Source organism: Hydrogenophaga sp. (assembly GCF_035481345.1).
Taxonomy (GTDB): Bacteria; Pseudomonadota; Gammaproteobacteria; order Burkholderiales; family Burkholderiaceae_C; genus Hydrogenophaga.
The window spans coordinates 1-25433 of the sequence record NZ_DATIGV010000127.1; the positions used below are offsets into that span (position 1 = coordinate 1).

25 protein-coding genes and 1 pseudogene are annotated in these 25433 nt (G+C 69.2%); 17 read left to right on the top strand and 9 right to left on the bottom strand.

Annotated features, from left to right (window positions below):
- The 6 genes and pseudogenes from VLG41_RS13850 to VLG41_RS13875 all read left to right on the top strand — a co-directional run.
- A pseudogene (locus VLG41_RS13850) lies at positions 1-93 on the top strand (3-hydroxyacyl-CoA dehydrogenase); the annotation flags it as partial.
- A gap of 28 nt (positions 94-121) precedes the next feature.
- Positions 122-1909: a gamma-glutamyltransferase family protein gene (locus VLG41_RS13855; RefSeq protein ID WP_325349987.1), complete on the top strand. Its 1788-nt coding sequence runs from the start codon at positions 122-124 to the stop codon at positions 1907-1909.
- Positions 1910-1948: 39 nt separating this feature from the next.
- Positions 1949-3910, top strand: a complete 1962-nt coding sequence (gene dnaG, locus VLG41_RS13860; protein WP_325349988.1) for a DNA primase — start codon at positions 1949-1951, stop codon at positions 3908-3910.
- Between the two features lie 281 nt (positions 3911-4191).
- Positions 4192-6567: an RNA polymerase sigma factor RpoD gene (gene rpoD / locus VLG41_RS13865; RefSeq protein ID WP_325349989.1), complete on the top strand. Its 2376-nt coding sequence runs from the start codon at positions 4192-4194 to the stop codon at positions 6565-6567.
- A gap of 137 nt (positions 6568-6704) precedes the next feature.
- Positions 6705-7256, top strand: a complete 552-nt coding sequence (locus tag VLG41_RS13870) for a hypothetical protein (protein WP_325349990.1) — start codon at positions 6705-6707, stop codon at positions 7254-7256.
- A gap of 111 nt (positions 7257-7367) precedes the next feature.
- Positions 7368-8291 (top strand): LysR family transcriptional regulator, encoded by a 924-nt coding sequence (locus VLG41_RS13875; protein ID WP_325349991.1) that lies wholly within the window; start codon positions 7368-7370, stop codon positions 8289-8291.
- Between the two features lies 1 nt (position 8292).
- Here the strand turns inward: VLG41_RS13875 and VLG41_RS13880 are convergent, their stop codons facing one another.
- Genes VLG41_RS13880 through phaC form a run of 5 tightly spaced genes read right to left on the bottom strand, consistent with a single transcriptional unit; the run spans position 8293 to position 12925 of the window.
- The gene (locus tag VLG41_RS13880) at positions 8293-8718 is read right to left on the bottom strand and encodes a putative toxin-antitoxin system toxin component, PIN family (protein WP_325349992.1); all 426 of its coding nucleotides are present in this window, start codon (positions 8716-8718) and stop codon (positions 8293-8295) included.
- Between the two features lie 20 nt (positions 8719-8738).
- Positions 8739-9059, bottom strand: coding sequence for an AbrB/MazE/SpoVT family DNA-binding domain-containing protein (locus tag VLG41_RS13885; RefSeq protein WP_325349993.1), 321 nt, complete (start codon positions 9057-9059; stop codon positions 8739-8741).
- Between the two features lie 59 nt (positions 9060-9118).
- Positions 9119-9856 carry an acetoacetyl-CoA reductase gene (gene phbB, locus VLG41_RS13890; protein ID WP_325349994.1) on the bottom strand — a complete coding sequence of 246 codons (738 nt, stop codon included), beginning with the start codon at positions 9854-9856 and terminating at the stop codon, positions 9119-9121.
- A 50-nt stretch (positions 9857-9906) separates the two neighbouring features.
- Positions 9907-11085, bottom strand: coding sequence for an acetyl-CoA C-acetyltransferase (locus VLG41_RS13895; RefSeq protein WP_325349995.1), 1179 nt, complete (start codon positions 11083-11085; stop codon positions 9907-9909).
- 31 nt (positions 11086-11116) lie between these two features.
- Positions 11117-12925 carry a class I poly(R)-hydroxyalkanoic acid synthase gene (phaC, locus tag VLG41_RS13900; RefSeq protein ID WP_325349996.1) on the bottom strand — a complete coding sequence of 603 codons (1809 nt, stop codon included), beginning with the start codon at positions 12923-12925 and terminating at the stop codon, positions 11117-11119.
- Between the two features lie 117 nt (positions 12926-13042).
- On the opposite strand from phaC, the gene VLG41_RS13905 reads away from it, so the two are divergent.
- Positions 13043-13363 carry a hypothetical protein gene (locus VLG41_RS13905; protein ID WP_325349997.1) on the top strand — a complete coding sequence of 107 codons (321 nt, stop codon included), beginning with the start codon at positions 13043-13045 and terminating at the stop codon, positions 13361-13363.
- On the opposite strand, the gene pgeF is transcribed toward VLG41_RS13905, so the two are convergent.
- Together pgeF and maiA are read right to left on the bottom strand one after the other, a co-directional pair.
- Positions 13283-14068 (bottom strand): peptidoglycan editing factor PgeF, encoded by a 786-nt coding sequence (gene pgeF / locus VLG41_RS13910; RefSeq protein ID WP_325349998.1) that lies wholly within the window; start codon positions 14066-14068, stop codon positions 13283-13285. The two genes, VLG41_RS13905 and pgeF, sit on opposite strands and share 81 nt — an antisense overlap.
- Entirely contained in the window at positions 14068-14709 is a 642-nt protein-coding gene (maiA, locus tag VLG41_RS13915; protein WP_325349999.1) for a maleylacetoacetate isomerase, read from the bottom strand. The genes pgeF and maiA overlap by 1 nt, the downstream gene beginning before the upstream one ends.
- A gap of 77 nt (positions 14710-14786) precedes the next feature.
- Here maiA and VLG41_RS13920 point away from each other — a divergent pair, with 77 nt between their 5' ends.
- Complete coding sequence (locus tag VLG41_RS13920) at positions 14787-15350, top strand: hypothetical protein (protein WP_325350000.1); 564 nt, start codon at positions 14787-14789, stop codon at positions 15348-15350.
- A 17-nt stretch (positions 15351-15367) separates the two neighbouring features.
- Positions 15368-15958: a hypothetical protein gene (locus tag VLG41_RS13925; RefSeq protein WP_325350001.1), complete on the top strand. Its 591-nt coding sequence runs from the start codon at positions 15368-15370 to the stop codon at positions 15956-15958.
- A 19-nt stretch (positions 15959-15977) separates the two neighbouring features.
- Here VLG41_RS13925 and VLG41_RS13930 read toward each other — a convergent pair whose 3' ends face one another.
- Positions 15978-17084: an alkene reductase gene (locus tag VLG41_RS13930; protein ID WP_325350002.1), complete on the bottom strand. Its 1107-nt coding sequence runs from the start codon at positions 17082-17084 to the stop codon at positions 15978-15980.
- A 131-nt stretch (positions 17085-17215) separates the two neighbouring features.
- Positions 17216-17935 carry a GntR family transcriptional regulator gene (locus VLG41_RS13935; RefSeq protein ID WP_325350003.1) on the bottom strand — a complete coding sequence of 240 codons (720 nt, stop codon included), beginning with the start codon at positions 17933-17935 and terminating at the stop codon, positions 17216-17218.
- A gap of 66 nt (positions 17936-18001) precedes the next feature.
- Here VLG41_RS13935 and VLG41_RS13940 point away from each other — a divergent pair, with 66 nt between their 5' ends.
- The 8 genes from VLG41_RS13940 to VLG41_RS13975 all read left to right on the top strand — a co-directional run bounded on the left by VLG41_RS13940 (position 18002) and on the right by VLG41_RS13975 (position 25428).
- Positions 18002-19375, top strand: coding sequence for a Rieske 2Fe-2S domain-containing protein (locus tag VLG41_RS13940; protein ID WP_325350004.1), 1374 nt, complete (start codon positions 18002-18004; stop codon positions 19373-19375).
- Positions 19372-20847 (top strand): glutamine synthetase family protein, encoded by a 1476-nt coding sequence (locus tag VLG41_RS13945; protein ID WP_325350005.1) that lies wholly within the window; start codon positions 19372-19374, stop codon positions 20845-20847. The genes VLG41_RS13940 and VLG41_RS13945 overlap by 4 nt, the downstream gene beginning before the upstream one ends.
- Positions 20848-20859: 12 nt before the next feature.
- Positions 20860-21183, top strand: coding sequence for a 2Fe-2S iron-sulfur cluster-binding protein (locus tag VLG41_RS13950; protein ID WP_325350006.1), 324 nt, complete (start codon positions 20860-20862; stop codon positions 21181-21183).
- Between the two features lie 19 nt (positions 21184-21202).
- A complete protein-coding gene (locus VLG41_RS13955) occupies positions 21203-21901 on the top strand; it encodes a fumarylacetoacetate hydrolase family protein (protein ID WP_325350007.1) in 699 nt (232 codons plus the stop codon).
- A gap of 91 nt (positions 21902-21992) precedes the next feature.
- Positions 21993-23039, top strand: a complete 1047-nt coding sequence (locus tag VLG41_RS13960) for a TRAP transporter substrate-binding protein (protein ID WP_291021517.1) — start codon at positions 21993-21995, stop codon at positions 23037-23039.
- A gap of 74 nt (positions 23040-23113) precedes the next feature.
- Positions 23114-23668, top strand: a complete 555-nt coding sequence (locus VLG41_RS13965) for an NUDIX hydrolase (protein ID WP_325350008.1) — start codon at positions 23114-23116, stop codon at positions 23666-23668.
- A 3-nt stretch (positions 23669-23671) separates the two neighbouring features.
- Positions 23672-24841 (top strand): MFS transporter, encoded by a 1170-nt coding sequence (locus VLG41_RS13970; protein ID WP_325350009.1) that lies wholly within the window; start codon positions 23672-23674, stop codon positions 24839-24841.
- A gap of 110 nt (positions 24842-24951) precedes the next feature.
- Complete coding sequence (locus tag VLG41_RS13975; RefSeq protein ID WP_325350010.1) at positions 24952-25428, top strand: hypothetical protein; 477 nt, start codon at positions 24952-24954, stop codon at positions 25426-25428.
- The last annotated feature ends 5 nt before the right edge of the window (positions 25429-25433 follow it).

Here is a 25433-nt window from a genome sequence, read left to right on the forward strand (position 1 = left end):
TACGCGAAGCTGGCCAAGCACATCATCGAGAACGACATGCTCAATGGCGAGGTGATCCGCCTGGATGGCGCCATCCGGCTCGCCCCTCGATAAGGCGATGCATCGGGCGTAGAGTCGCGCCATGAAGCGCTGGCTCTCGCCTCTCTTTCTCTCGCTGATGCTGGCGGCCTGCGCTCAACCGCCGGCCTCACCTCCCCAACCCGAAGCGGCCTCCGGCCTCACCGCCAAGCCTGGCTGGTCGTTCCAGCGTCAGGCCGTGGCCGCGGCCAACCCGCTCGCCACCGAGGCCGGCGCACAGATCCTGCGCGAGGGGGGCAGCGCGGTCGATGCGACGATCGCGGTGCAGATGGTGCTCACGCTGGTGGAGCCGCAGTCCAGCGGCATCGGCGGTGGCGCCTTTCTGCTGCACTGGGACGGCCGGCGCGTGCAGGCCTTCGATGGCCGAGAAACCGCGCCCGCCGCCGTGGACGAGCGCCTGTTCCTCGACGACCGGGGCCAGCCGATGCCCTTTGCCCAGGCCGTGGCCAGCGGCCGTTCGGTGGGTGTACCGGGCGCCGTGGCCATGCTCGCGCTGGCCCACCGCCAGCACGGCCGCCTGCCCTGGGCGCGGCTGTTCCAGCCCGCCATCGACCTCGCCGAGCGCGGCTTCGCCGTGAGCCCGCGGCTGCACACGCTGCTGGCCGCCGAAAAGGCCTTGCCGACCGACCCCGTGGCGCGCGCCTACTTCTACCGCCCCGACGGCACGCCCCACCCCGTGGGCCACACGCTGCGCAACCCCGAACTCGCGGCGGTGCTGCGCGAGATCGCCGCCACCGGCCCCCAGGCACTGGTCGAAGGCCCGATCGCGCGCGCCATCGTCGAGAAAGTGCGCCAGCACCCCACCCTGCCCGGCGCGCTGACGCAGGACGACCTGCGCCGCTACCAGCCGCGCGAGCGCGAGGCCCTGTGCCACCCGCTGCGCACCGGCGGGCGCTGGGTGCGCGTCTGCGGCTTCCCGCCGCCCAGCTCCGGCGGCATCGCGGTCGGGCAGATCCTGGGCCTGCTCTCGCGCACGCCGCAGGCCATGGCCTCGCTGCGCAACGGCCTGCCCGGCGCCGACTGGCTGCACGCCTACACGGAAGCCTCGCGCCTGGCCTTCGCGGACCGCGCCCAGTACGTGGCCGACCCCGACTTCGTGCCCGCGCCGGGTGGCGACTGGCGCAGCCTGCTCGACCCCGACTACCTGAACGCGCGCGCCACGCTCATCGGCCCGCAGCGCCTGCCGAACGCCGAGCCGGGCCGCCCCGCCGGCACGCCACTGGCCTACGCACCCATGCCGCCGCAGCCCGAGGCCGGCACCAGCCACATCAGCATCGTCGATGGCCAGGGCCAGGCGCTGGCCATGACAACCACCATCGAATCGGCCTTCGGCGCGCGGCTCATGGTGAGCACCAACCCCGCGCGCCCCGGCGGCTTCCTGCTCAACAACGAACTCACCGACTTCAGCTTCGCGCCCGCCGATGCGCAGGGTCGCCCGATCGCCAACCGCGTGCAGCCGGGCAAGCGCCCGCGCTCGTCCATGGCGCCCACGCTGGTGTTCGACGCGCAGACGGGCGAGCCGATCATGAGCGCGGGCAGCCCGGGCGGCGGGCTGATCATTCACTACACGGCCAAGGCCCTGCACGGCACGCTGCACTGGAACCTGCACCCGCAGGCCGCGCTGGACCTGCCCAACTTCGGCACGCTGGGCGGGCCGCTGATGCTGGAGCTCAACCGCTTTCCCGAAGCCACCGTGCAGGCCCTGCGCGCCCTGGGCCATACGGTGCAGACGGTGGAGATGACCAGCGGCGCGCAGGCCCTGGTGCGACGTGGTAGCCGCTGGCTGGGCGGTGCTGACCCGCGGCGCGAGGGCATCGTCGCGGGCGACTGATGCCGATGGCCCCAGGGGGTAAGCTAGCCACCCTTCAATATGGCCATCCCTCAGAGCTTCATCCAGGAACTGCTCAACCGCGTCGACGTGGTCGACGTGGTGGGCCGCTACGTGCAGCTCAAGAAAGGCGGTGCCAACTTCATGGGGCTGTGCCCCTTTCACGGCGAGAAGTCGCCGTCCTTCAGCGTCAGCCCGTCCAAGCAGTTCTATCACTGCTTCGGCTGCGGGGCCAATGGCAACGCCATCGGCTTCCTCATGGAGCACGCGGGCATGGGCTTCGTGGAGGCCGTGAAGGACCTGGCCGCGCAGGTGGGCCTGCAGGTGCCCGACGACGGCGCCTCGCCCCAGGACCGCGAGCGCGCCGCGCAACAGCGCCAGCAGCAGGCCACGCTCAACGACGTGCTGGACAAGGCCGCGCGCGACTACCAGAAGGCACTGAAGGCCTCGCCCCGCGCCATCGACTACCTCAAGGGCCGTGGCCTGTCGGGCCAGATCGCCAAAGTCTTCGGCCTGGGCTACGCGCCCGAGGGCTGGCGCCACCTGGCCGGCGTGTTCCCCGACTACCAGTCGCCGCTGCTGGTCGAGTCGGGCCTGGTGATCGAGCACGCCGATGAGAAAGGCCAGGACGGCCAGGCCAAGCGCTACGACCGCTTCCGCGACCGCGTGATGTTTCCCATCCGCAACGTCAAGGGCGAGTGCATCGGCTTCGGCGGGCGCGTGCTCGACAAGGGCGAGCCCAAGTACCTCAACTCGCCCGAGACCCCCGTCTTCAGCAAGGGCCGCGAACTCTACGGCCTGTTCGAGGCCCGCACCGCCATCCGCCAGCATGGCTACGCCTTGGTGACCGAGGGTTACATGGACGTGGTCGCGCTCGCGCAACTGGGCTTCGGCAACGCCGTGGCCACGCTGGGCACGGCCTGTACGGCCGACCACGTGCAAAAGCTCTTTCGCTTCACCGACGCGGTGGTGTTCAGCTTCGACGGCGACGCCGCCGGCCGGCGCGCCGCGCGCAAGGCCCTGGACGCTGCCCTGCCCTGGGCCAGCGACACGCGCAGCGTGAAGTTCCTGTTCCTGCCCACCGAGCACGACCCCGACAGCTTCATCCGCGAGCACGGCACCGAGGCCTTCGCCGCGCGCGTGAAGGAGGCCGTGCCGCTGTCGCGTTTCCTGCTGGACGCCGCCAGCGCCGACTGCGAGCTCGACACCGCCGAGGGCCGCGCGCGCATGGCCAGCCAGGCGCGCCCACTGTGGAGCGCGCTGCCCGAGGGGGCGCTCAAGAGCCAGTTGCTGGCCGACATCGCCCACACCGCTGCGCTGGACGCGCAAGACCTGCTGCGCCTGTGGGCGCCTTCGGGCGGCCGCGGCCCGACCGGTGGCGCACCGCGCTCGGCCCGAGCACGCCAGGAACCCGGGGAACACGACCAGGCCCACGAGCGCGAGCCGGGTTACGAGCACGCCGGCGGGTACCGGCAGGCCGGCGGGTACGAGGCCCGTGGCACGCGCCGCCAGCGACAGGCCGCGACCCAGCACGCCTGGCAAGGCCGTGCACGGAGCGGGCGACGCGGCCTGATGAGCCGGGAGGATCGCGCCCTGGGCCTGCTGCTGTCCAACACCCAGTCCTGGGACCAGCTCTCCGCCGACGACCACCACCTGCTGGCCGCGCTGCCCGCCCCGCACGGCCCCCTGTTCGCCTGGCTGGAGGCGCAGTTGCACGAGCACGGTCACCAGCCCTGGGCGGCTCTGCGCGAGGCCTTGCGCGGCCACGAGCACGAGGCCCTGGCCTGCCAGCAGGTCGAGCACTGCGCCCTGACGCCGGGTGCGGAGGAGGACGCCGAGGAACTGGCCGGCGTCATGCTGCGCCTGCGCATCGAGCACCTGAAGGCGCTGGAGGTCGAGGCCATCGCCCGCGCCGGCAGCGACCCGGCCGAACTGCGGCGTTATGCCGACATTCAGGCACAACGCAAGGCTCTGGAACACCAGATCGGGGCCGCCCCGGTATAATCCTGGGTTGCACCGCAAGCGCGACAGCAGCACCTCCGGCACCGGCCCGGCCCTCCTGCAAGGGCTACATGGCAACCCAGCCTGGCCACCCCGCCCTCCCCGGGCGCGCGGAACCCCGCAAGGACTGCACACCAAATGATCGCCCGACAGCTTGCCGACCCGCCCGCACCGGCCCGTGGTGGGTTCGTGCTCTTCCAAAACCACCGGTTCGACCCCATGTAGGGTCTTCTGGCGGCTGTTGAGTGTTCTGCCGGTCCCATCGACGTTTTTTTGAGGTGTCCATGCCCACGAAGAAAGCCAGTCCGTCCGCTGCCGCTACCAAGACCGCCGCCAAGAAGGCCGCTCCCGCCAAGGCAAAACCGGTGGCCGCCCCCAAGAAAGCCCCCGCAGTGACGACCAAGACCCCCACCAAAGCCGCCGCCACGGCCGCACCGGCCAAGAAGGCCGCCGCCAAGACGACCGCCAGCAGCACCGCCAAGAAAGCCAAGCCCGAGGCCCTGAGCGAGGAATTGCTCGAGGACGCGCCGGCGAAGAAGAAACCCGGCCGCCCCGCCAAGGCCGCGGCCGACAAGCCCGCCGCCAAGCGCGGCCGCAAGCCCAAGGCCGATGCCAAGGGCGGCAAGGCCGGGGAAGACCTCGACGACGCCGACCTCTCCGACATCGACGAAGACCTGGGTGGCGAGGAACTGCCCGAGGAAGTAGCGGCCGTCGACGAAACGCAGCCGACCGAGAAGGCCAAGCCGCTGCGCATGAAGATCAGCAAGGCGAAGGAACGCGCGCTGATGAAGGAATTCGGCCTGGATGAAACCATCCTGTCCGAAGAAGAAGCCCGCGCCCGCCGCGAACGCCTCAAGACCCTGATCAAGCTGGGCAAGACGCGCGGCTACCTCACGCACGGCGAGATCAACGACCACCTGCCCGACAAGCTCGTCGAGGCCGAGACCCTGGAAGTCGTGGTCTCGCTGCTCAACGACATGGGCGTGGCCGTCTACGAACAGACGCCCGACGCCGAGACCCTGCTGCTCAACAACACCGGCCCCACCGCCGCCACCGAAGAGGAAGCGGAAGAGGAAGCCGAGGCCGCCCTGTCCACCGTGGACAGCGAATTCGGCCGCACCACCGACCCGGTGCGCATGTACATGCGCGAGATGGGCACGGTGGAACTGCTCACGCGCGAAGGCGAGATCGAGATCGCCAAGCGCATCGAGGGCGGCCTGCACAGCATGATGGAGGCGATCAGCGAGTCGCCCGCCACCATCGCCGAGATCCTGGCCATGGCCGAGGAAATCCGCGAAGGCAAAGTCGTCATCTCCACCGTGGTGGACGGCTTTGCCGACGCCGACGAGGCCGACGACTACGTGGCCGAGGAAGACTTCGACGACTACGACGAGGCCGACGACGACGACGGCAAGGGCGGCTCCAAGGCGCTCACGCGCAAGCTCGAGGAACTCAAGCGCGAGGCGCTGGAACGCTTCGACGCGCTGCGCGGCATGTTCGAGAAGCTGCACAAGACCTACGACAAGGAAGGCTACGGCGGTGCCGTCTACGTGAAGACGCAGCAGGCCATCACCGAGAAGCTGATGACCATCCGCTTCACGGCCAAGGCGATCGAGAAGCTGTGCAGCACGGTGCGCGGCCAGGTCGACGAGATCCGCAAGAAGGAGCGCGAGCTGCGCCGCATCATCGTGGACAAGTGCGGCATGCCGCAGGAAACCTTCATCAAGGACTTCCCGCCCAACCTGCTCAACCTCAAGTGGGTGGAGAAGCAGGCCGCCGCGGGCAAGCCCTGGAGTGTCATCCTCGAGCGCAACATCCCGCCGGTGCAGGAGCTGCAGCAAGGCCTGATCGACATCCAGAACAGCGTCGTGGTGCCCATCGACCACCTGAAGGACATCCACAAGCGCATGAACAACGGCGAGGCCTCCTCGCGCGACGCCAAGAAGGAAATGATCGAGGCCAACCTGCGCCTGGTGATCTCGATCGCGAAGAAGTACACCAACCGCGGCCTGCAGTTCCTCGACCTGATCCAGGAAGGCAACATCGGCCTGATGAAGGCGGTGGACAAGTTCGAGTACCGCCGCGGCTACAAATTCTCGACCTACGCCACCTGGTGGATCCGCCAGGCCATCACGCGCTCGATCGCCGACCAGGCGCGCACGATCCGCATCCCGGTGCACATGATCGAGACCATCAACAAGATGAACCGCATCAGCCGCCAGCACCTGCAGGAGTTCGGCTTCGAGCCCGATGCGTCCATCCTGGCCGAGAAGATGGAGATGCCCGAGGACAAGATCCGCAAGATCATGAAGATCGCGAAGGAGCCGATCTCGATGGAAACCCCCATCGGCGACGACGACGATTCGCACCTGGGCGACTTCATCGAGGACACCACCAACACCGCTCCGATCGAGGCCGCCATGCAGGCCGGCCTGCGCGAGGTGGTGAAGGAGATCCTCGACAGCCTCACGCCGCGCGAGGCCAAGGTGCTGCGCATGCGCTTCGGCATCGAGATGTCCACCGACCACACGCTGGAAGAAGTGGGCAAGCAGTTCGACGTGACGCGCGAGCGCATCCGCCAGATCGAGAGCAAGGCGGTGCGCAAGCTCAAGCACCCCAGCCGCAGCGACAAGCTGCGCAGCTTCATCGACTCGCTCTGATCGGGTCGATCCGGAAGAAGGGAGCCGTCGGCTCCCTTTTTTCATGCGCGCCTCGCCGACCATCGGTACTGGGCGGCGCCACGGGCCCTTCTCACAATGGCGGAGCCCGCACCGGGTGACACCGAATGGGAGCGTCCATGGAAACCGCCCAGGCCGACGAGGCCCGCCTCGAGATCGAAAGCTTCATGCACTGGCTGCTGGATTTCCTGGAGGCACTCAAGGAAGACCTGAGACAGCCCCTCCTGTTGGACAGCGCCATGCGCGCTCACCTGCGCGACGCCTGGCCCTCCTTTCGCCGGGACTTCGATGACAGCGGCTGGGTGGGCCGCATCAAGGACGTGTCCGAGGACGACCTGGCCAGGCACGGCTTGTACGGCGCGCAATTGACGCTGAAACTGTTTGCGGTGCGCTATCTGCTGGAGTGCTTCTATCGCCTGCGGGACCAGCGCCTGGCCGACCCTGAGGGGCAGCGCTGGCAGGCCCGCGTGGACGCGCCGGCCCGATCGGCGGCGGCGACAGCCGTTGCCAATGCACCATCGCTGCCCGAGCGGATCAGAAGCGTGCGCGACGCGCTCAAGCGGCTCATCGAGGGCATCGACGTTTTCCTCGAAAGCGTGGTGGCCGCCGCCAATCTCAATGGCGCGGTGGTGGAGATCAAGAAGCTGTTCGGACTGGCCGTCGAGGCCTGAGCGGGTTCACTGGCCCCGGGCTTTCGCGACCCGTTCCAGATAACCCGTGGCCGCATCGGCTTCACGGGAAAGGTCCCAGTCCGGCAGCAGCGCGATCAGCAACGCCCGCAAATGCCGATACATTCATCGGCCATGCAGCTCAATCTGTCGACCCGCGAACTGCGCGCCTTCGTGGCGCTGGCCGAGCAACGTCACTTCACGCGCGCGGCCGCGTTGTGCCACCTGTCGCAACCGGCGTTCTCGGCGCTCATCCGCTCGCTGGAGGAGCACGTGGGCGGCCGCCTGTTCGACCGCACCACTCGGCAGGTGGAGCTCACCACCGAGGGCGCGGCCTTCCTGGAGGCGGCGTTGCGCCTGCTGCGCGACGCCGAGGACGCGGTGTCCGATGTGCGCGACCACGTGGCGCGGCGGCGCGGTCGCGTGGCCATCGCGGCCCTGCCCTCGCTCGCCGCCGGCTGGCTGCCACCGCTGCTGGCGCGGTTCCACCGCGAGCACCCGGGCATCGAACTCGACGTGGCCGACGTGCTGTCCGATGGCTGCGTGGCGCGTGTGCAGGCCGGTCACGCCGACTTCGCGCTGGCCTCGACGCGCGCCAACGTCGGGGGGCTGCGCACCGAGCGCTTCTGCGCCGACGCCTTCCACGCCGTCTTCCGCAAGGACCATCCCCTGGCCGCCGAGACGGGCCGGCTCAAGCTGTCCGAACTTGGCGCCTGGCCCATCATTCAGCTGGCGCGCTCCAGCAGCGTGCGCCAACACGTGGAGGCGGCGATCTACCCGAACCGGCTGCAAACCCTGCTGGAGCTGGAGCAGCTCAGCTCGGTGGCCGCCATGGTGCGCGAGGGCCTGGGCATCTCGATCGTGCCCTCACTCACGCTCTTTCACTTCGACCACAAGGACCTGCGCGCGCGCCCGGTGGTGTCGGCCGGCCTCAAGCGCCAGGTGTTCCTGGTGCGCCGCGCCGACCGGGCGCTGTCGTCGGCGGCGCAGGGGCTGTATGAGTTGCTGATGGCGAACCGGCCGGGGGCGCGGCGCTGATTCAATGCGCCGACAGCCGCATGTCCCGGGCGAATGCCGCCAGTGTGACGATGCGGCAGGCGGGGCGCGAACGAAACGCATCCGCCAAGCTCAGCAGATCGCCATCACCAGACACCAGCCAGCGCGCACGCCCGGCCATTGCCAGCTGCAGGAACGGCAGGTCCGCCGGGTCGCGGCAATCGGGCACCAGCGGTGGCGGCTGTGGCACGCGCACCACCTCGGCATGCGGAAGGTAGTCCGCCAACAACGATTCCTGGTCGCTCTCATTCAGGCGAAAACGCGGGTAGGCCAGGACACGCAGGAGTTCGCGCACGGTGTCCGTACTCACCAGGGGCGTGAATACCCCCTGCTGCCAGGCCTGGCGCAACACGCCGGCCACGCCACCGCCAAACACCAGGGCAGACAGGACGACGTTGGTGTCGAGCACCACACGCGGTGGCGCACCGCTCATGCGCGGGGCTTGCGCTTCTTGCCGGCGAGGGGGCGGGCCGTGGCGCCTGCGTATGCCGGCCCTTCGGGCTCGGATACGCGCAGAGCCTCGGGCGCCGGGGCGCCACGGGCCCAGGCCACGGCACCGGCGATGTCCTTGGCGTCGATGGCGAGTTCGCTCAGCTTGGCGCGCACGGCGTCCGCACGCTGCAAGCGCACGGGCGTCAGCACGATCTGGCCCGCGCGCACGTCCACCTCGAAGTACTCAGCCGCGCCCACAGCCTCGGTGGCCGCCTTGGGGAGCGTCAGCTGGTTCTTGGAGGTGAGCTTGGCAAGCATGAAAAAGCGGTAGAGCAAGGAATCCTTACTCTACCGCCTCAGACGGGCCACCGCAAGCCTCAGCCCATGTGCAGCCCACCGTTCACCGAGAAATCGGCTCCGGTGGAATAGCCCGCCTCGTCGCCCGCCAGCCAGGCGATGATCGATGCGATCTCGCTCGGTTCGCCCAGGCGCTTGACCGGCACGGTGGCGACGATCTTGTCGAGCACGTCGGTGCGGATGGCCTTGACCATGTCGGTGCCGATGTAGCCCGGGCTCACGGTGTTCACCGTGACGCCCTTGTTGGCCAGCTCCTGCGCCAACGCCATGGTGAAGCCGTGCATGCCGGCCTTGGCGGCCGAGTAGTTGGTCTGGCCCGCCTGGCCCTTCTCGCCGTTGACCGAGCTGATGTTGATGATGCGGCCCCAGCCCTTTTCCACCATGTCGGGCACGACCTGTTTGGTCACGTTGAACATGGAGTTGAGGTTGGTGCTGATCACCGCGTCCCAGTCCTCGCGCGTCATCTTGAGGAACATGCGGTCGCGCGTGATACCCGCGTTGTTGACCAGCACGTCGATGGAGCCATGGTCGGCCTTGGCCTTGGAGAACGCGGCCACGGTGGAGTCCCACTCGGCCACATTGCCCACGCTGGCGTGGAAGGTGAAGCCCTGTGCCTTCTGCTCGTCGAGCCACTTCTGGAAGTCGCGCGTGGGGCCGCAGCCGGCGATGACCTTGAAGCCTTCCTTGTGCAGGCGCTGGCAGATGGCGGTGCCGATGCCCCCCATGCCGCCGGTGACGTATGCAACCTTCTGTGCCATGTTGACCTTCCTAAACGTTGTTGTTGAATGCCTTCATGCTATCTGGGCGCTCAGCGCTCCACAGCGAGGGAAACCCCCATGCCGCCACCGATGCACAAGGCCGCGAGGCCGCGCTTGGCGTCGCGGCGCTGCATTTCGTGCAACAGGGTCACGAGCACGCGGCAGCCGGATGCACCGATCGGGTGCCCGATGGCGATGGCGCCGCCGTTGACGTTCACGCGCGCCGGGTCGATGTCGAGTGCCTTGTTCACCGCGCAGGCCTGGGCCGCGAAGGCCTCGTTGAGCTCGAACAGATCGATGTCGGCGGCCTTCCAGCCCGCGCGCGCCAGCGCCTTCTTCGAGGCGGGCACGGGGCCCATGCCCATGGTGGCCGGGTCCAGACCGCTGGTGCCATAGGCCGCGATGCGCGCCAGGGGCTTGAGGCCCAGCGACGCCGCCTTCTTCGCCGTCATCACCACCACGGCAGCGGCGCCGTCGTTGATGCCACTGGCGTTGCCGGCCGTGACCGTGCCCGCCTTGTCGAAGGCGGGGCGCAAGCCGGCCAGCGCGTCGGCGCTGGTCTTCTTGTTGATGAACTCGTCGGCGTCGAAGATCAGCGGGTCGCCCTTCTTCTGAGGAATGGCCACGCCCACGATCTCGTCCTTGAAGCGGCCGGCGTCCTGCGCGGCGGCGGCCTTCTGCTGGCTGCCCAGGGCCAGGGCGTCCTGCATGTCGCGCGTGATGCCGTGGGCCTTGGCCACGTTCTCGGCGGTGATGCCCATGTGGTACTGGTTGTAGACGTCCCACAGGCCGTCCACGATCATGGTGTCGGTCATCTTCCAGTCGCCCATGCGCTGGCCGTCGCGGCTGCCATTGAGCACGTGCGGCGCGGCGCTCATGTTCTCCTGGCCACCGGCGATGACGATCTCGCTGTCGCCGGTCTGGATGGCCTGGGCCGCGAGCATCACGGCCTTGAGGCCCGAGCCGCACACCGCGTTGATGGTGAGCCCGGGCGTTTCCTTGGCGATGCCGGCCTTCATCAGTGCCTGGCGCGCGGGATTCTGGCCCACGCCGGCCGCCAGCACCTGGCCCATGATCACTTCGCCGATGGCGTCGTTGGGCAGGCCGGTGCGTTCCAGCAGGGCCTTGATGACGGTGGCGCCGAGCTCGGTGGCGGGCGTCTTGGCGAGCGCGCCGCCGAACTTGCCGACGGCGGTGCGGGCGGCGGCGACGATGACGATGTCTTCCATGGTTTCTCCTGAGTGATTCGAATGGGGTGGTTCAGGCTTTCGCCTTGACGTATCGGCCTGGCGCCGGCTCGATGGCGCCGTAGGCCCTGCCCCGGCCATAGGCCTTGGGCGCGGGAATCTGCTTGCCCGCCAGTGGCTTGAGCCAGGCGGCCCAATCGCCCCACCAACTGCCCGGGTGTTCGGTGGCCTTGGCGATCCAGTCCTTCACGTCCTTGGGGAAGCTGGTGCCCGATGAGGTCCAGTGGCTGCGCTTGCCCTTGTTGGCGGGGTTGATGACGCCCGCGATGTGGCCCGAGGCGCCCATGACGAAGCGCTTCTTGCCCGGGAACAGCTGCGTGCTGCCGTAGGCCCCGCCGATGGGCACGATGTGGTCCTCGCGCGAGCCGTAGATGTAGACCGGCAGCTTGACCTGGCGGAAGTCGATCTTCTGCCCGCACACGGTGACCTCGCCGGGCTTGATCAGGTCGTTCTGCAGGTACATGTGGCGCAGGTACCAGGCGTAGTACGGCCCGGGCAGGTTGGTGCTGTCGGAGTTCCAGTACAAGAGGTCGAATGGCGGCGGGGTTTCGCCCTTGAGGTAGTTGCCCACCACGTAGTTCCACACCAGGTCGTTGGGCCGCAGGAAGCTGAAGGTGGTGGCAAGGTCGCGCCCGGGCATGAGGCCGCCGCCGTTGAACTGCATCTCGCGGAACTGGACGAAGTTCTCGTCGATGAACACGTCGAGGATGCCGGTGTCGGAGAAGTCGAGCAGCGTGGTGAGGAAGGTGGCGCTGTGCACCGGCTGCTGCCCGCGCGCCGCCAGCACGGCCAGCGCCGTGCCGAGCATGGTGCCGCCGACGCAGAAGCCAAGGGCGTTGATGTCCTCGGCGCCGCTGATGTCGCGCACCACGTCGATGGCCTTGATGACGGCGTCCTCGATGTACTGATCCCAGGTGGTCTTCGCGAGCGATTCGTCGGGGTTGCGCCAGCTCACCACGAAGGTGCGGTGACCCTGCTCCACCGCGTAGCGGATGAGCGAGTTCTCGGGCTGCAGGTCGAGGATGTAGAACTTGTTGATGCAGGGCGGTACCAGCAGGAAAGGCCGCTCGTACACCTTGGCCGTGAGCGGCTTGTACTCGATGAGCTGGAACAGTTCGTTCTCGAACACCACCGCGCCTTCGGTGGTGGCCACGTTCCTGCCCACCTCGAAGACGCTCTCGTCCGTCATGGACACGTGGCCCTGCTTGATGTCGTGCAACAGGTTGGCCACGCCTTTGGCGATGCTCTCGCCCTGGGTCTCGATGGCCTTCTTCTGCGCCTCGGCGTTGAAGGCCAGGAAGTTGCTCGGCGCGCTGGCGTCGATCCACTGCTGCACGGCGAAGCGCACGCGGGCCCGGGTCTTGGCGTCGCCCTGCACGGCCTCGGCCATGGTCATGAGCGTGCGCGCGTTGAGCAGGTAGGTGGCGGCGGTGAAAGCCGACACCGGGTTGGCGGCCCACGCGTCGGCGGCGAAGCGGCGGTCGCCCTCGGGCTTGGCGGACAGGCCCTGGTTCCACAGGGCCACGGCGTCCTTCAGGTAGTTCTGCTGGATCTCGAGCAGCGTGGCCGGATCGAACGAGGCCGGGGTGCCGGCGGCCTGCTGGAACAGCTCGTTCAAGGCGGGCATGCCCATGGGCGCGGCGCCTTGCGCGGGCGGCATGAAGGCCTGGAAGGCAGACCAGGCGTCGGGCGTGGGCACCGCCTGCCCCGCCACGCCGGGAAAACGCTGCGCCAGTTGCGTCCATTGCTGCACCAGGTTTTGCTGGAACTGTTGCGCCGCCTGAGCCCAGTCGGTCGTGTCGTTCTTGTTGCCCGATGCCATGCCAGTCTCCTCAGCTTTCACGCAAGGCCTACAGTGTCGGCCCTTGTCTCCATGAGAGTTCCAGTATCCCTGCGCGGCCCATTGATGGCTTGACGCAGCTCAACCAGAAAGCAAGCCGTGTACCTGATCGTGATCGGCTGGATGTATGTCGTCCTGATGATGTCGGTGGCCGAGGCCACGAACACGACCGGCACGGTGCTCGGGGGCATTGTGACCTTTTTTCTTTACGGCATCCTGCCCGTCGGCATCGTGGTTTACGTGATGCGCGCGCCGCAGCGCCGCAGGGCGATCAAGGCGCGCGAAGCGGCCGAGGACGCGGCCCGTGCGGACGCTGCCGCGCCCGATGAACCGGCCGCCTCAGCCCAGCCAGACGCAGGCGGCGAAGCGCCCGGTGCTGCCGAGCCGGGCGGCGTCGCGCCGGTGCGAAAAGAACCGTGAGGCGTCGCTGACGGTGCACCAGGCGGCGCTGCCGTCGTTGCCGTGCACCGAGCGCAGCCCGGCCGCTGTCAGGCGCTGGCGGGCGAGCCCGGGCAGATCGGCCCACCATTTGCCGCGCGTGGCGTGAGGGCGGAAGTGGTCCACCGCCGCGCGGTCGGCGGTCACGAAGGCCTCCCACACCTCCTCGCCCACCTCGAAGGCCTTAGGGCCGATGGCGGGGCCCAGCCAGGCGATCACCTCGCCCGGGCCCGCCACCTCGCGCAGCGCCTTCAGCGTGGACTCGAGCACACCGCCGTGCAGGCCGCGCCAGCCCGCGTGCGCGGCGGCCACCGCGTGGCCGCTGGTGTGCGCGAACAGCACGGGCAGGCAATCGGCCACCATGATGGTGGCGGCCACGCCGGGCGCGTGGACCACCGCGGCGTCGGCCTCGGTGCCGTCGGGCGTGTCGGCGTCGAGCACCACCACGCCGGTGCCGTGCACCTGGCGCAGGAACACCGGGCGCGCGGGCGCAGTCAGCGCGGTCAGGCGCCCGCGATTGGCCGCCACGGCGGCGGGGTCGTCGCGCACGTGGTCGCCGAGGTTGAGGCTGTCGAAGGGCGGCGCCGACACGCCGCCCGCGCGGACGGTGCACAGCGCGCGCACGCCGGCGGGCGCCGGCCAATCGGGCGCGATGGGCTGAGGGAGGGCGGTGGCGCTGTCGGCCATCAGGCCTCGGCGTCGGGGCAGGCCGAGGGCTGTGCCCGCTGGAAGGCGTCGAGCGCCATGCAGGCCTCGAACGCGGCCATGGTGCGCGGCAGGCCGCTGAAGTCGACCTTGAAGCGCTGGCCGTTGAAGATCTGCGGCACCAGGCAGCAATCAGCCAGGGTGGGCGCGTCGCCGTGGCAGAAGCGCCCCGCCGGAGCGGCGGCGAGTTGCTTCTCGAAGGCCTCCAGCCCCGTGCGCACCCAGTGGCGGTACCAGGTGTTCTTGGGCTCTTCCTCCACCTTCAGTTCGTGGACGAGGTACTTGAGCACGCGCAGGTTATTGATCGGGTGGATCTCGCAGGCCACGATCTGCGACAGCGCGCGCACGCGGGCGCGGCCCAGGGCGTCGGCCGGCAGCAGCTTCGCGCCGGGCTGCGTCTCGTCCAGGTACTCGATGATGGCCATGGACTGCGTCAGCAGCGTGCCATCGTCCAGCTCCAGCGAGGGCACCAGGCCTTCGGGCAACTGGCCGGCCCAGGCCGCCTGCTTGTGCTCGCCGCGCGCGATGTGCACCGGCACGTACTCATAGGGCAGGCCCTTGAGGTTGAGCGCGATGCGCACGCGAAACGAGGCGGAGGAGCGGAAGTAGTTGTAGAGCTTCATGGGGCAGAAGCATACCCAGATGTCCCGCCGCTCTGCGCTAGCATATTGCCCGCTCTCGACAGCGGGTGGAGGAGAACATGAACAATGTACGTGCGCTGGCGGCCTGTCTGGCCGCTGCGCTGGTGGCGGGCTGCGCCACTTTCGCCGTGCCGGCCTACAGCCCGGACTACCCCAGCCTGGACCGGCTCAAGGTCCAGGGCTTGGCGCCCGTCGCCCTTGGAACGGTCGAGCCACGCGACCCGGACCACCCGGTCAACCGCCTGACGCTGCGTGGCGCGCCCTTCGCGCCGCAGGGCAGTGGCTTTGCGGCCTATCTTGAGTCGGCCCTGCGCACCGACCTCACCGAGCTGCGCCGCCTGGACCCGAATGCGTCCACGCGGCTGGATGCCACGCTGCTCAAGAACGACTTCGACGTCTCGGGCGTCTCCACCGGCACCGGCTTCATGCGCGTGCGCCTGGTCGTCACGCGCGCCGGCCAGACGCGCCTGGACAAGACCTACGAAGCCAACACGAGTTTCCCCAGCCACCTGGCCGCCAACGTGGCCGTGCCGCGCGCCCAGGCCGAGTACCCCACCCTGGTGCGCGCGCTGTTGCGCAACGTCTATACCGACCCGGCCTTCCAGGCCGCCCTGCAACCTTGATCTTCCAGGAGCGCTTCATGCATGTCGTTCGAATCGCGCGATTGACGGCCGCGCTGGCCTTTGCGGCATTGATGGCTGCCTGCGCCCATCCCATCGGCATCGGCCCGCTCGAGACCCCGGTGCGCAACGAAGCCGGCCTGAGTGCGCGCAAGGCGGCCTATGTCATGACCGATGCGGACCGCGCGCGCGAGGTCGTCACGCCCGGCGGTGGCGGCGACAAGATCAGCTACTTTCCCTACCGGGACCTGGAAAAGGCGATCCGCGACGCGCTGCGCGCCGTCTACAGCGACGTCTTCGTGGTCTCCGCGGCCAACGACGCCAAGGCGATCAACGAGCTGGGTGCCAGCGTCGTCTACACACCGAGCGTCGTCACGACCTCGTCCTCGCCGTCGATCTTCACCTGGCCGCCCACGGAATTCGGCATCGAGCTGAGCTGCGCGGTCGCGGACGCCGCGGGTCAGCCGCTGGCGCCGCTGAAGGTGCAGGCCAAGGGCACGGCCGAGTTCGCGGAATTCAAGAGCGACTTCGGCCTGGCCGGGCGGCGCGCGGCCTCGCAGCTGTCGGAGCAGTTGAAACAGGCCGTGCTGGCCCGCCCGGACCTTCGCTGACACCGCCCGGCGGCCGGCCTCAGGCGCCGGCCAGAGCCGGGTAGTCGGTGTAGCCCTTCTCGCCGCCGCCGTAGAAGGTGGCCTTGTCGGGCGGGTTGAAGGGGCCGCCCTGGCGCAGGCGCGCCACCAGGTCCGGGTTGGCGATGAAGGGCTTGCCGAAGGCCACGAGGTCCGCACCGTCTTTCAGCGACTGCTCGGCCAGCGCGAGGTCGTAGCCGTTGTTGACCATCCACGCGCCCTTGCCGCCCGCGTCGCGCCAGGCCTGGCGCAGCGCGGCGTAGTCGAAGGGGCGGTCGTCGAGCTGGCGTGGGCCGCCGGTGGCGCCCTCGATGACGTGCACGTAGGCCAGGCCCAGCGGGCCGAGCTGGCGCACCACGTACTCGAACAGCGGCTGCGGGTCGGCGTCGACGATGTCGTTGGCCGGTGTGACGGGTGAGAGGCGGATGCCGGTGCGGCCCGCGCCGATGGCGCCGGTCACGGCACGCACCACCTCCAGCAGCAGGCGGGCGCGGTTCTCGATGGAGCCGCCGTAGGCATCGGTGCGCTGGTTGGCGCCGGTCTTGAGGAACTGATCCAGCAGGTAGCCGTTGGCCGCGTGGATCTCGACACCGTCGAAGCCCGCCTCGATGGCCGCGAGCGCGGCGCGGCGGTAGTCCTCGACGATGCCCGGCAGTTCGTCGGTGCGCAATGCGCGCGGCTCGGAGGTCTCGACGAAGGTCGGCACACCGTCGACGATCAGCACGGTCTTGGTCCTGGCCGTCACGGCCGAGGGCGCGACGGGCGCGCCCTTACCGGGCTGCAGCTCGGTGTGCGATACGCGGCCCACGTGCCACATCTGCGTGACGATTTTGCCGCCGGCCTGGTGCACGGCGTCGGTCACGCGCTTCCAGCCTGCGATCTGCTCGGGCGCGTACAGGCCCGGCACGTCGGCGTAGCCCTGGCCCTGGTGGCTGATGGCGGTGGCCTCGGTGATCAGCAGGCCGGCGCTGGCGCGCTGGCGGTAGTAGGTCGCCATCAGCGGCGTGGGCACCGCATGGGGCGCACGGTTGCGCGTCAGCGGCGCCATCACGACGCGGTTCTTGAGGGCGATGTCGCCGGCGGTGGTGGGTTCGAACAGGGTGGTCATGAAGAGCGGCTCCAATGGGACGGTGGCGGCATCAACGCCGCCGACGCGCCCATTCTGAAGCCACTGCCCGAAAGGGCTTATGACCTGTGCGGCCAAGCAAATGCGGATACCGCTCGAGCGTTTCGCCGGCCTCAGCCCACCACCAGCTTCATCAAGGGCATCACCTGCTCGCTCTCGCTGCGCCGCTCCAGGGCCAGGCGCATGTTCATCTGCGCCACCTGCGTGTGCTCGATCGCCAGGGCCTGGGCCCGCGCGCCCTCTCCCCGCTTGAGCGCCTCGAACAGCATGTGGTGCTGGCGGTGCGCGTAGAGCATCCAGTCGCGGTCCATGGCCACTGTGCCCTGCATGGGCAGCATGGCCGAGGCCGGCGCGAACGGCAGCTTGTCGTTCACCGCCACGGCCCGTTGCAGCGCGCGGTTGCCGCAGGCCTGCAGGATGAGTTCGTGGAAGCGGTCGTTCATGCGCGCGTAGGCCGCGTAGCTCTCCAGCGTGAGCGGGTTGTCGGCCAGGAGCCGGTCGCCCTCGTCGAGCATGGCCTGCAGATCGTTCTGCAACGCGCGCGGCATGCCGTGCTCGGCCACCAGCCGCGCGGCCATGCCCTCCAGGTGCCCGCGCACGGCGATCGCGTCCACCACCTCCTGCGCGGTGAACTGGCGCACCAGGTACTTGCCGGTCTCGTTCGCCTCGACCAGGCCCTCCTGCTCCAGCGTCACCAGCGCGGCGCGCACCGGCGTGCGCGAGGCACCCAGGCGCTCGGCCAGTTGCTGCTCGGCCAGGCGCTGGCCGGGTTCGAACTGGCCCGAGAGGATCCAGTCGCGCAATTGCATCAAAACGGTTTCTTGCAAGCTCATGATCGAAACTGTACACTGCATTCGTCAAACGGGATACCGTTTTAACCCCAAACCCACCAGAACCCCATGAAAGCTGAACTGAATCAACGCCTTACACAAGTCGGCCCCGGCACGCCCGGGGGCCATCTGCTGCGTCGTTACTGGCAGCCCGTGGCCCTGGTGGACGAGTTCGATCCTGCCATCGACCCGGCCATGGCGGTGCGCCCGGTCAAGCCGGTGCGCGTATTGGGTCAGAACTTCGTGCTGTTCAAGAACAGCGAAGGCCGCTTCGGCCTGCTCGACCGCGACTGCCCGCACCGCGGCGCCGACCTGGCCTTCGGCCGCAACGAAGGCGACGGCCTGCGCTGTCCCTTCCACGGCTGGAAGTTCGACGTCGACGGCCGCTGCCTGGAGACGCCCGCCGAGCCCACCGGCAGCACCCTGTGCAAGCGCGTGACGCAGAAGAGCTACCCGCTGATTGAGCGCAGCGGCGTGCTGTTCGGCTGGTTCGGCCCCGAGGGCGTGGAGCCCCCGCCCCTGCCCGCGCTGGACTGTTTCAGCGCCCCCGACACGCACGTATTCGCCTTCAAGGGTCTGTGGAACTGCAACTGGCTGCAGTCGCTGGAGGTGGGCATCGACCCCGCGCACGCCTCCTACCTGCACCGCTTCTTCAGCGATGGTTCGCTCGACGACGCCTACGGCAAGCAGTTCCGCGGCGCCAGCGCCGGCGAGGTGGCCGGCGAGCGCTGGCCCATGACGCGCGTGATGCGCGAGTTCGGCCAGCCCGAGATCCTGCACGAGCCCAAGCCCTGGGGCACCCAGCTCATCGCGCTGCGCCGCCTCAACGACGAGCTGACCCACGTGCGCGTGACCAACGCCGTGTTCCCGCAGACCTTCGTGATCCCGCTGTCGGAGACCATGACGATCACCCAGATGCACGTGCCGGTGGACGACACGCACAACTACTGGTATGCCTTCTTCACCAGCTTCGACAAGCCCGTGGACAAGGAGGCCATGCGCAAGCCGCGCCTGGACGCGGTGACCCTGCCCTTCTTCCAACCCAAGATGGGCCGCCACAACAACTGGGGCTTCAATGCGCAGGAGCAGGTGGAGCGCACCTACCTGGGCATGGGCGAGGACGACATCAACGTGCACGACCAGTGGGCCTGCGAAAGCATGGGCGCCATCCAGGACCGCACCCGCGAGCACCTGGGCACCAGCGACAAGGTCATCATGGCCCACCGCCGCGCGCTGCAGCAGGCCATCGACGCGGTGGAGCAAGGCGGCACGGCGCCCGGCATCGCCGACGTGGCCCAGCACGAGCGCATCCACGGCCCCGACACCATCGACGGCTTCGCGCCCACGGGCGACTGGGACGCCTGGTGGCGCAAGGCGGTGGACGACCGCCGCGAGCACTCGCCCTGGAGCGCGAAAGACGCGGCCTTGGCGGGCGCCAAATGAGCTTCGCCGAACGCTGCGGACTGCACACCCCCGAACGCGAAGCCGCCTGCCAGCGGCTGGAGCGGCTCATCGCCGAGCGCGGCATCGAGCGCGTGCGCGTGGGCTGGTGCGACGCCCACGGCCTGCTGCGCGGCAAGACGCTGATGCCGGACGCCGCCGTGCGCGCCCTGCGCCAGGGCGTGGGCATGGTGGGCACGCTGATGCTCAAGGACACCGCCGACCGCACGGCCTGGAAGGTGTTCGAGCCCGGCGGCACGGCCGACCTGCCCGGCTTCGCGGGCGCGTCCAACCTGCTGCTGCTGCCGGACCCGGAGAGCTTCGTCGAGCTGCCCTGGTCCCCCGGCACCGCCTGGTTGCGCGCCCAACCCTGGCATGAAGACGGCACGCCCGTGGCCTTCGACAGCCGGCGCGTGCTGCAGGCCGCGCTGGGGCGCCTGGCGCAACGCGGCCTGGGCTTCACCACCGGGCTGGAGGTCGAGTTCCACATCTACCGACTCACCGACGCTGCGCCGCAGCTCGACCCCGAACTCGCGGCCTGGCCCGGCCTGCCGCCGTCGGTACACATGGTGCACCCGGGCTACCAGTTGCACGGCGAGGCCATGACCGACATGGCCGAGGACGCGCTGCGCATCGTCGAGCGCACGGCACTGGGCTTGGGCCTGCCGCTGCAGTCGCTGGAGATCGAACTCGGCCCGAGCCAGGTGGAAGCCGTGTTCGACGCCACCGACGCGCTCACCGCGGCCGACCAGATGGTGCTGCTACGCAACGGCGTGCGCCAGGCGCTGCGGCGCGAGGGCTACCACGCCACCTTCATGTGCCGCCCGCCCTTCCCGAACATCATGTCCAGCGGCTGGCACCTGCACCAGTCGGTGGTGGCGCTGGATGGCGGGCGCAACGCCTTCATGCGCGACGCGCCCGCGCCCGGCACCGACCCGCGCGACGCCACGCACACGCTCAGCGAACTGGGCGCGGGCTGGCTGGCCGGCCTGCTGGCGCACGCCCCGGCGCTCACGCCGCTGTGCACGCCCACCATCAACGGCTTCGGGCGCTTCCGCCCGAACGCGCTGGCACCGCAGGCCATCCTGTGGGGCCGCGACAACCGCGGCGCCATGCTGCGCGTGGTGGGTGGCGCGGGCGACGGCGCCACGCGCATCGAGAACCGCCTGGGCGAGCCCGCGGCCAACCCCTACGTCTGCATGGCCGCCCAGATCCACGCCGGCCTGGACGGCGTGGACCAGAAGCTGGCCGCGCCCCAGGGCACCGAGGCGCCGTACGCCGAGGGCAGCCAGCGCATCCCCAACAACCTGGGCGACGCCCTGGCCGCGCTGCGCGCCGACGCGGGCATGGTCAAGGGTCTGGGCGAGGTGGTGGTGAACCACTTCTGCCGCATCAAGCAGAGCGAGCTGGAGCGCCACGCCGCCGCCGAGGACAAGACCGATTTCGACCGCCGCGAGTACTTCGCTCGCTACTGATCCCCACGAACCATGATCACGATCAAATTCATCGCCGCTGACCAGAGCGAGCAAACCGTGCAGGGCAAACCCGGCGACAGCCTGATGAAGGCCGCAGTGGACGCCGGCGTCAGCGGCATCGCCGCCGACTGCGGCGGTACCCTCACCTGCGCCACCTGCCACGTGTACGTGGACGCCGCCTGGGCCGACAAGCTGCCGGCGCCGATCGCCGACGAAAGCGACATGCTCGACTTCGCCGCCGCGCCGGTGCAACCTGAAAGCCGCCTGTCCTGCCAGATCGTGCTCACGCCCGAACTGGACGGCCTGGTGGTGAAGCTGCCGGCCACCCAGTACTGAGATGGCACACTCCGGGGTCATGAGCGAATACGTCATCACCCCGCCCCCCACCGTCTCCGTGCCCGTGGTCGGGCGCGCCGAGCGCTTCCCGGTCCATCGCATCTACTGCGTGGGCCGCAACTACGAGGAACACGCCAAGGAGATGGGCTTCACCGGCCGCGAGCCGCCCTTCTTCTTCCTCAAGCCGGCCGACGCCATCGTGGTGGCCGACGCCGGCCAGACGGCCAGCGTGGCCTACCCCTCGCTCACCAAGAACCTGCACCACGAGATCGAACTCGTGGCCGCCATCGGCACCGGCGGCAAACACATCAAGGCCGCCGACGCGCTCAAGCACGTCTTCGGCTACGCCGTGGGCCTGGACATGACCCGCCGCGACCTGCAGAACGACATGAAGAAGCAGGGCCGCCCCTGGTGCATAGGCAAGGCCTACGACCAGTCGGCGCCCATCGGCCCCATCACCCCCGCCGACCAGGCCGGTGACGTCGCCAACGCCGCCATCTGGCTGCAGGTCAACGGCGCCGACCGCCAGCGCAGCAACGTGAGCAAGCTCATCTGGAACCTGGCCGAGACCATCGAACACCTCTCGGCCGCCTGGGAACTGCAACCGGGCGACCTCATCTACACCGGCACGCCCGAGGGCGTGAACGCGGTCGTCAGCGGCGACACCCTCAGCGGTGGTGTGGACGGCCTGGTGCCGATCACGGTCAAGATCGCCTGACAAATGCCGATCTTGGGGTTTGACCTCTGATACAGGGGCACACCCACGGTTTAAGCTTGAACCAAGTTCATCAACCCCGGAGACCCATTCCATGATCCAGCGCAGAACCCTGCTCCAGTCTGGTGCAGCCATCGCCCTCGGCGCCCCGGCGCTCACCGGCTTTGCCCAGCAAAGCGTCACGCTCAAGTTCCACACCTTCATGGCGCCGCAGTCCAACGTGTGGCTCAACATGCACAAGGCCTGGATGGACAAGGTCGAGAAGGACTCGGGCGGGCGCATCAAGTTCGAGGCCTACCCCGCCATGCAACTTGGCGGCTCGCCCGTTCAGCTGTACGACCAGGCACGCGACGGCGTGGCCGACATCGTGTGGACGCTGCCGGGCAACACCCCGGGCCGCTTCCCGCGCATCGAGGTGTTCGAGCTGCCGTTCATGATGAACAACGCCGAGGCCACCTCCAAGGCCTACTGGGAATACGTGCAGACCGTCGCCAAGGACGAGTTCCGCGAGATCCAGCCCATCGCCCTGCAAGTGCACGGCCCGGGCATGTTCCACATGCGCAGCAAGCTCATCAAGACGGCCGACGATCTGCGCGGCTCCAAGGTGCGCGGCCCCACCCGCCAGATCACCAAGATGCTGGGCCTGCTGGGCGCCACGCCCGTGGGCATGCCCCTGCCGCAGATCCCCGATTCGCTCTCCAAGGGCGTGATCGACGGCTGCGTGATCCCCTGGGAGGTGGTGCCTTCGGTGAAGGTGCACGAACTCACCAAGTTCCACAGCGAGTTCGAGCCCGCCGGCGGCGCCCTGTACACCACCACCTTCGTGATGGGCATGAACAAGGCCAAGTACAACACCCTGGCGCCCGACCTCAAGGCCATCATCGACAAGAACTCCGGCCTGGAGACCTCGGGCTGGCTGGGCAAGACCCAGCAGGCGGGCGACGCCGCCGGCCGCAAGGCCGCCGTGGACCAGGGCAACACCATCCACACCATCTCGGCCGCCGACGCGCAGGAATTCCGCCGCAAGGCCCGCCTGGTGGAAGTGGAATGGATGCAGGAGATGGACAAGCGCGGCTTCGACGGCAAGAAGCTGTTCGAGACCGCCAAGGCGCTCATCGAAAAACACGGCAAGAAGGCCTGATCGCCTTTTGCCTCACAAGGCCGGGACATCCCGGCCTTTTTTTCGCCGCCAGACCACCTCGCTACACTGCCCCGATGCTGCGTCCGCCCGCCAAGTTCTGCCGCAACTGCGGCACCGCCGTGCAGATGCGCCTGCCCGACGACGGCGACACGCGCGAACGCGCGGTCTGCCCTGCCTGCGGCACGGTGCACTACGACAACCCGCTCAACGTGGTGGGCACCGTGCCCGTGTGGGGTGCCGACGGCGAACTGGTGCTGCTGTGCAAGCGCAACATCGAGCCGCGCTGGGGCAAGTGGACCCTTCCTGCCGGCTTCATGGAGCTCGGCGAAACCACCGCCGAAGGCGCGCTGCGCGAAACCGACGAAGAGGCCGGCGCTCACATCGAACTGGGCGAACTCTTCACCCTGATGAACGTGCCGCGCGTGGGTCAGGTGCACCTGTTCTACCGCGCGCGCCTGCTCAGCGAGCGCTTCAACCCCGGCCACGAGACCATCGAAGCCCGGCTGTTCCGCGAGGACGAGGTGCCCTGGGACGAGATCGCCTTTCGCACCGTGCGCGAGACGCTGCAGTGCTACTTCGCCGACCGCCGCCACGGCCGCTTCGGTTTTCACGTGCTCGACATCGTGTAAGACATGGGCGGCAACACGCGACTCGTGTTGCGTCTGGGCACCGCCCAGACCCTGGCCTGGGCCTCCAGCTACTACCTGCCCGCCATCCTGGCCCGGCCCATGGCCGAGGACACCGGCCTGCCCGTGGGCACGGTGTGGATGGCGTTTTCCATGGCGCTGCTGCTCTCGGCCCTCATCGGCCCCTTCGCCGGGCGCGCCATCGACCGCTTCGGCGGGCGCCCGGTGCTCGCGGCCACGAGCCTGATCTTCGCCAGCGGGCTGGGTCTGCTGTCGCTGGCGCACGGCCCGGTCGTGCTGTTCGCGGGCTGGCTGCTGATCGGCGTGGCCATGGGGGCCGGCCTGTACGAGGCGGCCTTCGCGGCGCTCGTGCGTCTGCAGGGCGAGGCCGCGCGCGACGCCATCACGGGCATCACCCTGCTCGCGGGCCTGGCCAGCACGGTGGGCTGGCCCCTGTCGGGCTGGATGGAGGCGCACATCGGCTGGCGCGGCGCCTGCCTGGGCTGGGCCGCGCTGCACCTGCTGCTGGGGCTGCCGCTCAACATCGGCCTGCCGCGCGCCGCGACCCTGCCACCGCCACGGCCACATGAAGGCCCGGCCACCGACGCTCCGCCGCGCGCACCGCGCCACGTGGCCTGGGTGCTGGCCTACGTGTTCGCCGCCACCTGGTTCGTGAGCACCGCCCTGGCGGCGCACCTGCCGGCCCTGCTCATGGCCAGCGGCCTGTCGCTGGCGGGCGCGCTGGCGGTGGGGGCGCTGGTGGGGCCGGCGCAGGTGGCGGGCCGCCTGCTCGAGTTCGGCGGACTCAGGCGTTTCCACCCGCTCATCTCGGCGCGCGTGGCGGCTGCCATGCACCCTGTGGGCGTGCTGGTGTGGATGGCGGTGGGCGCCGCGGCGGCACCCGTGTTCGCCGTGCTGCATGGCCTGGGCAACGGCATCCTCACCATCGCCAAGGGCACGCTGCCGCTGGCCTACTTCGGCCCGGTGGGTTATGGCCGCCGCCAGGGCTGGATCGTCGCGCCCTCGCGCGTGGCCCAGGCCTTCGCGCCGCTGCTGTTCGGCGCGCTGGTGGAACGCTGGGGCGCACAGGCGCTGTGGGTGTCGGGCGGGCTCGTGGCGAGCGCCTTGCTCAGCCTCATGTGGCTGCGCGCCGGCATCGCACGCCACGGCACCTAAGGGTTGACCCTATAACGCATACACCATAGACCCTCTGGCGGCCATGCCGCCGGAACATGGCGTCATGACTCCGTCACCCATGCACCATCGTTGGGATTCATGGAGTCGTCATGGATGAGCCGGATCTTTCCACCTGGTTGCAGGACTGGCGCCGCGCCGTCCAGCGCGAACAAGGGTTCGATGGCATCCACAGCCTGGATCCTGTCATCGTGCCCATCGACGACGAGGACTGGGTCACCCTGTCTGCCACGGCGTCGCGCGATGTGTTGCGCCTGGACGTCGTGGTGGATGCGGACCTGGCTGATGAGGTCGTCCCCTGGCTGGTCCGGCAGATCCTCCACTGGGGCTTTGATCACCCGTACGCCGAGAGCGCCCTGCAGTTCGCTCTCGCACCCGACGCGACCCTCGTGGCCTTCACCCACTTGAGAGTCGTGCCTGAGGACGACGCAGCGATGGTGACGCAGCGCATCCGCGTGGCCCTGGACCAGGCCGAGGACGCTTGGAGCCAGATCCTGGTCGACGCCCTGCTCAAGGCGCACCTGGAGACGCAGCCATCGGCTGGCGAGCCGCCCCGCATCACCGCCTGAGCAGG

Excerpts from the sequence above, each read along its gene's own strand:
- VLG41_RS13855 (WP_325349987.1), top strand. The coding sequence starts at position 122 with ATGAAGCGCTGGCTCTCGCCTCTCTTTCTCTCGCTGATGCTGGCGGCC.
- dnaG (WP_325349988.1), top strand. The coding sequence starts at position 1,949 with ATGGCCATCCCTCAGAGCTTCATCCAGGAACTGCTCAACCGCGTCGAC.
- rpoD (WP_325349989.1), top strand. The coding sequence starts at position 4,192 with ATGCCCACGAAGAAAGCCAGTCCGTCCGCTGCCGCTACCAAGACCGCC.
- VLG41_RS13870 (WP_325349990.1), top strand. The coding sequence starts at position 6,705 with ATGGAAACCGCCCAGGCCGACGAGGCCCGCCTCGAGATCGAAAGCTTC.
- VLG41_RS13875 (WP_325349991.1), top strand. The coding sequence starts at position 7,368 with ATGCCGATACATTCATCGGCCATGCAGCTCAATCTGTCGACCCGCGAA.
- VLG41_RS13885 (WP_325349993.1), bottom strand. The coding sequence starts at position 9,059 with ATGCTTGCCAAGCTCACCTCCAAGAACCAGCTGACGCTCCCCAAGGCG.
- phbB (WP_325349994.1), bottom strand. The coding sequence starts at position 9,856 with ATGGCACAGAAGGTTGCATACGTCACCGGCGGCATGGGGGGCATCGGC.
- VLG41_RS13895 (WP_325349995.1), bottom strand. The coding sequence starts at position 11,085 with ATGGAAGACATCGTCATCGTCGCCGCCGCCCGCACCGCCGTCGGCAAG.
- phaC (WP_325349996.1), bottom strand. The coding sequence starts at position 12,925 with ATGGCATCGGGCAACAAGAACGACACGACCGACTGGGCTCAGGCGGCG.
- pgeF (WP_325349998.1), bottom strand. The coding sequence starts at position 14,068 with ATGGCCGACAGCGCCACCGCCCTCCCTCAGCCCATCGCGCCCGATTGG.
- maiA (WP_325349999.1), bottom strand. The coding sequence starts at position 14,709 with ATGAAGCTCTACAACTACTTCCGCTCCTCCGCCTCGTTTCGCGTGCGC.
- VLG41_RS13920 (WP_325350000.1), top strand. The coding sequence starts at position 14,787 with ATGAACAATGTACGTGCGCTGGCGGCCTGTCTGGCCGCTGCGCTGGTG.
- VLG41_RS13925 (WP_325350001.1), top strand. The coding sequence starts at position 15,368 with ATGCATGTCGTTCGAATCGCGCGATTGACGGCCGCGCTGGCCTTTGCG.
- VLG41_RS13930 (WP_325350002.1), bottom strand. The coding sequence starts at position 17,084 with ATGACCACCCTGTTCGAACCCACCACCGCCGGCGACATCGCCCTCAAG.
- VLG41_RS13935 (WP_325350003.1), bottom strand. The coding sequence starts at position 17,935 with ATGAGCTTGCAAGAAACCGTTTTGATGCAATTGCGCGACTGGATCCTC.
- VLG41_RS13940 (WP_325350004.1), top strand. The coding sequence starts at position 18,002 with ATGAAAGCTGAACTGAATCAACGCCTTACACAAGTCGGCCCCGGCACG.
- VLG41_RS13945 (WP_325350005.1), top strand. The coding sequence starts at position 19,372 with ATGAGCTTCGCCGAACGCTGCGGACTGCACACCCCCGAACGCGAAGCC.
- VLG41_RS13950 (WP_325350006.1), top strand. The coding sequence starts at position 20,860 with ATGATCACGATCAAATTCATCGCCGCTGACCAGAGCGAGCAAACCGTG.
- VLG41_RS13955 (WP_325350007.1), top strand. The coding sequence starts at position 21,203 with ATGAGCGAATACGTCATCACCCCGCCCCCCACCGTCTCCGTGCCCGTG.
- VLG41_RS13960 (WP_291021517.1), top strand. The coding sequence starts at position 21,993 with ATGATCCAGCGCAGAACCCTGCTCCAGTCTGGTGCAGCCATCGCCCTC.
- VLG41_RS13965 (WP_325350008.1), top strand. The coding sequence starts at position 23,114 with ATGCTGCGTCCGCCCGCCAAGTTCTGCCGCAACTGCGGCACCGCCGTG.
- VLG41_RS13970 (WP_325350009.1), top strand. The coding sequence starts at position 23,672 with ATGGGCGGCAACACGCGACTCGTGTTGCGTCTGGGCACCGCCCAGACC.
- VLG41_RS13975 (WP_325350010.1), top strand. The coding sequence starts at position 24,952 with ATGGATGAGCCGGATCTTTCCACCTGGTTGCAGGACTGGCGCCGCGCC.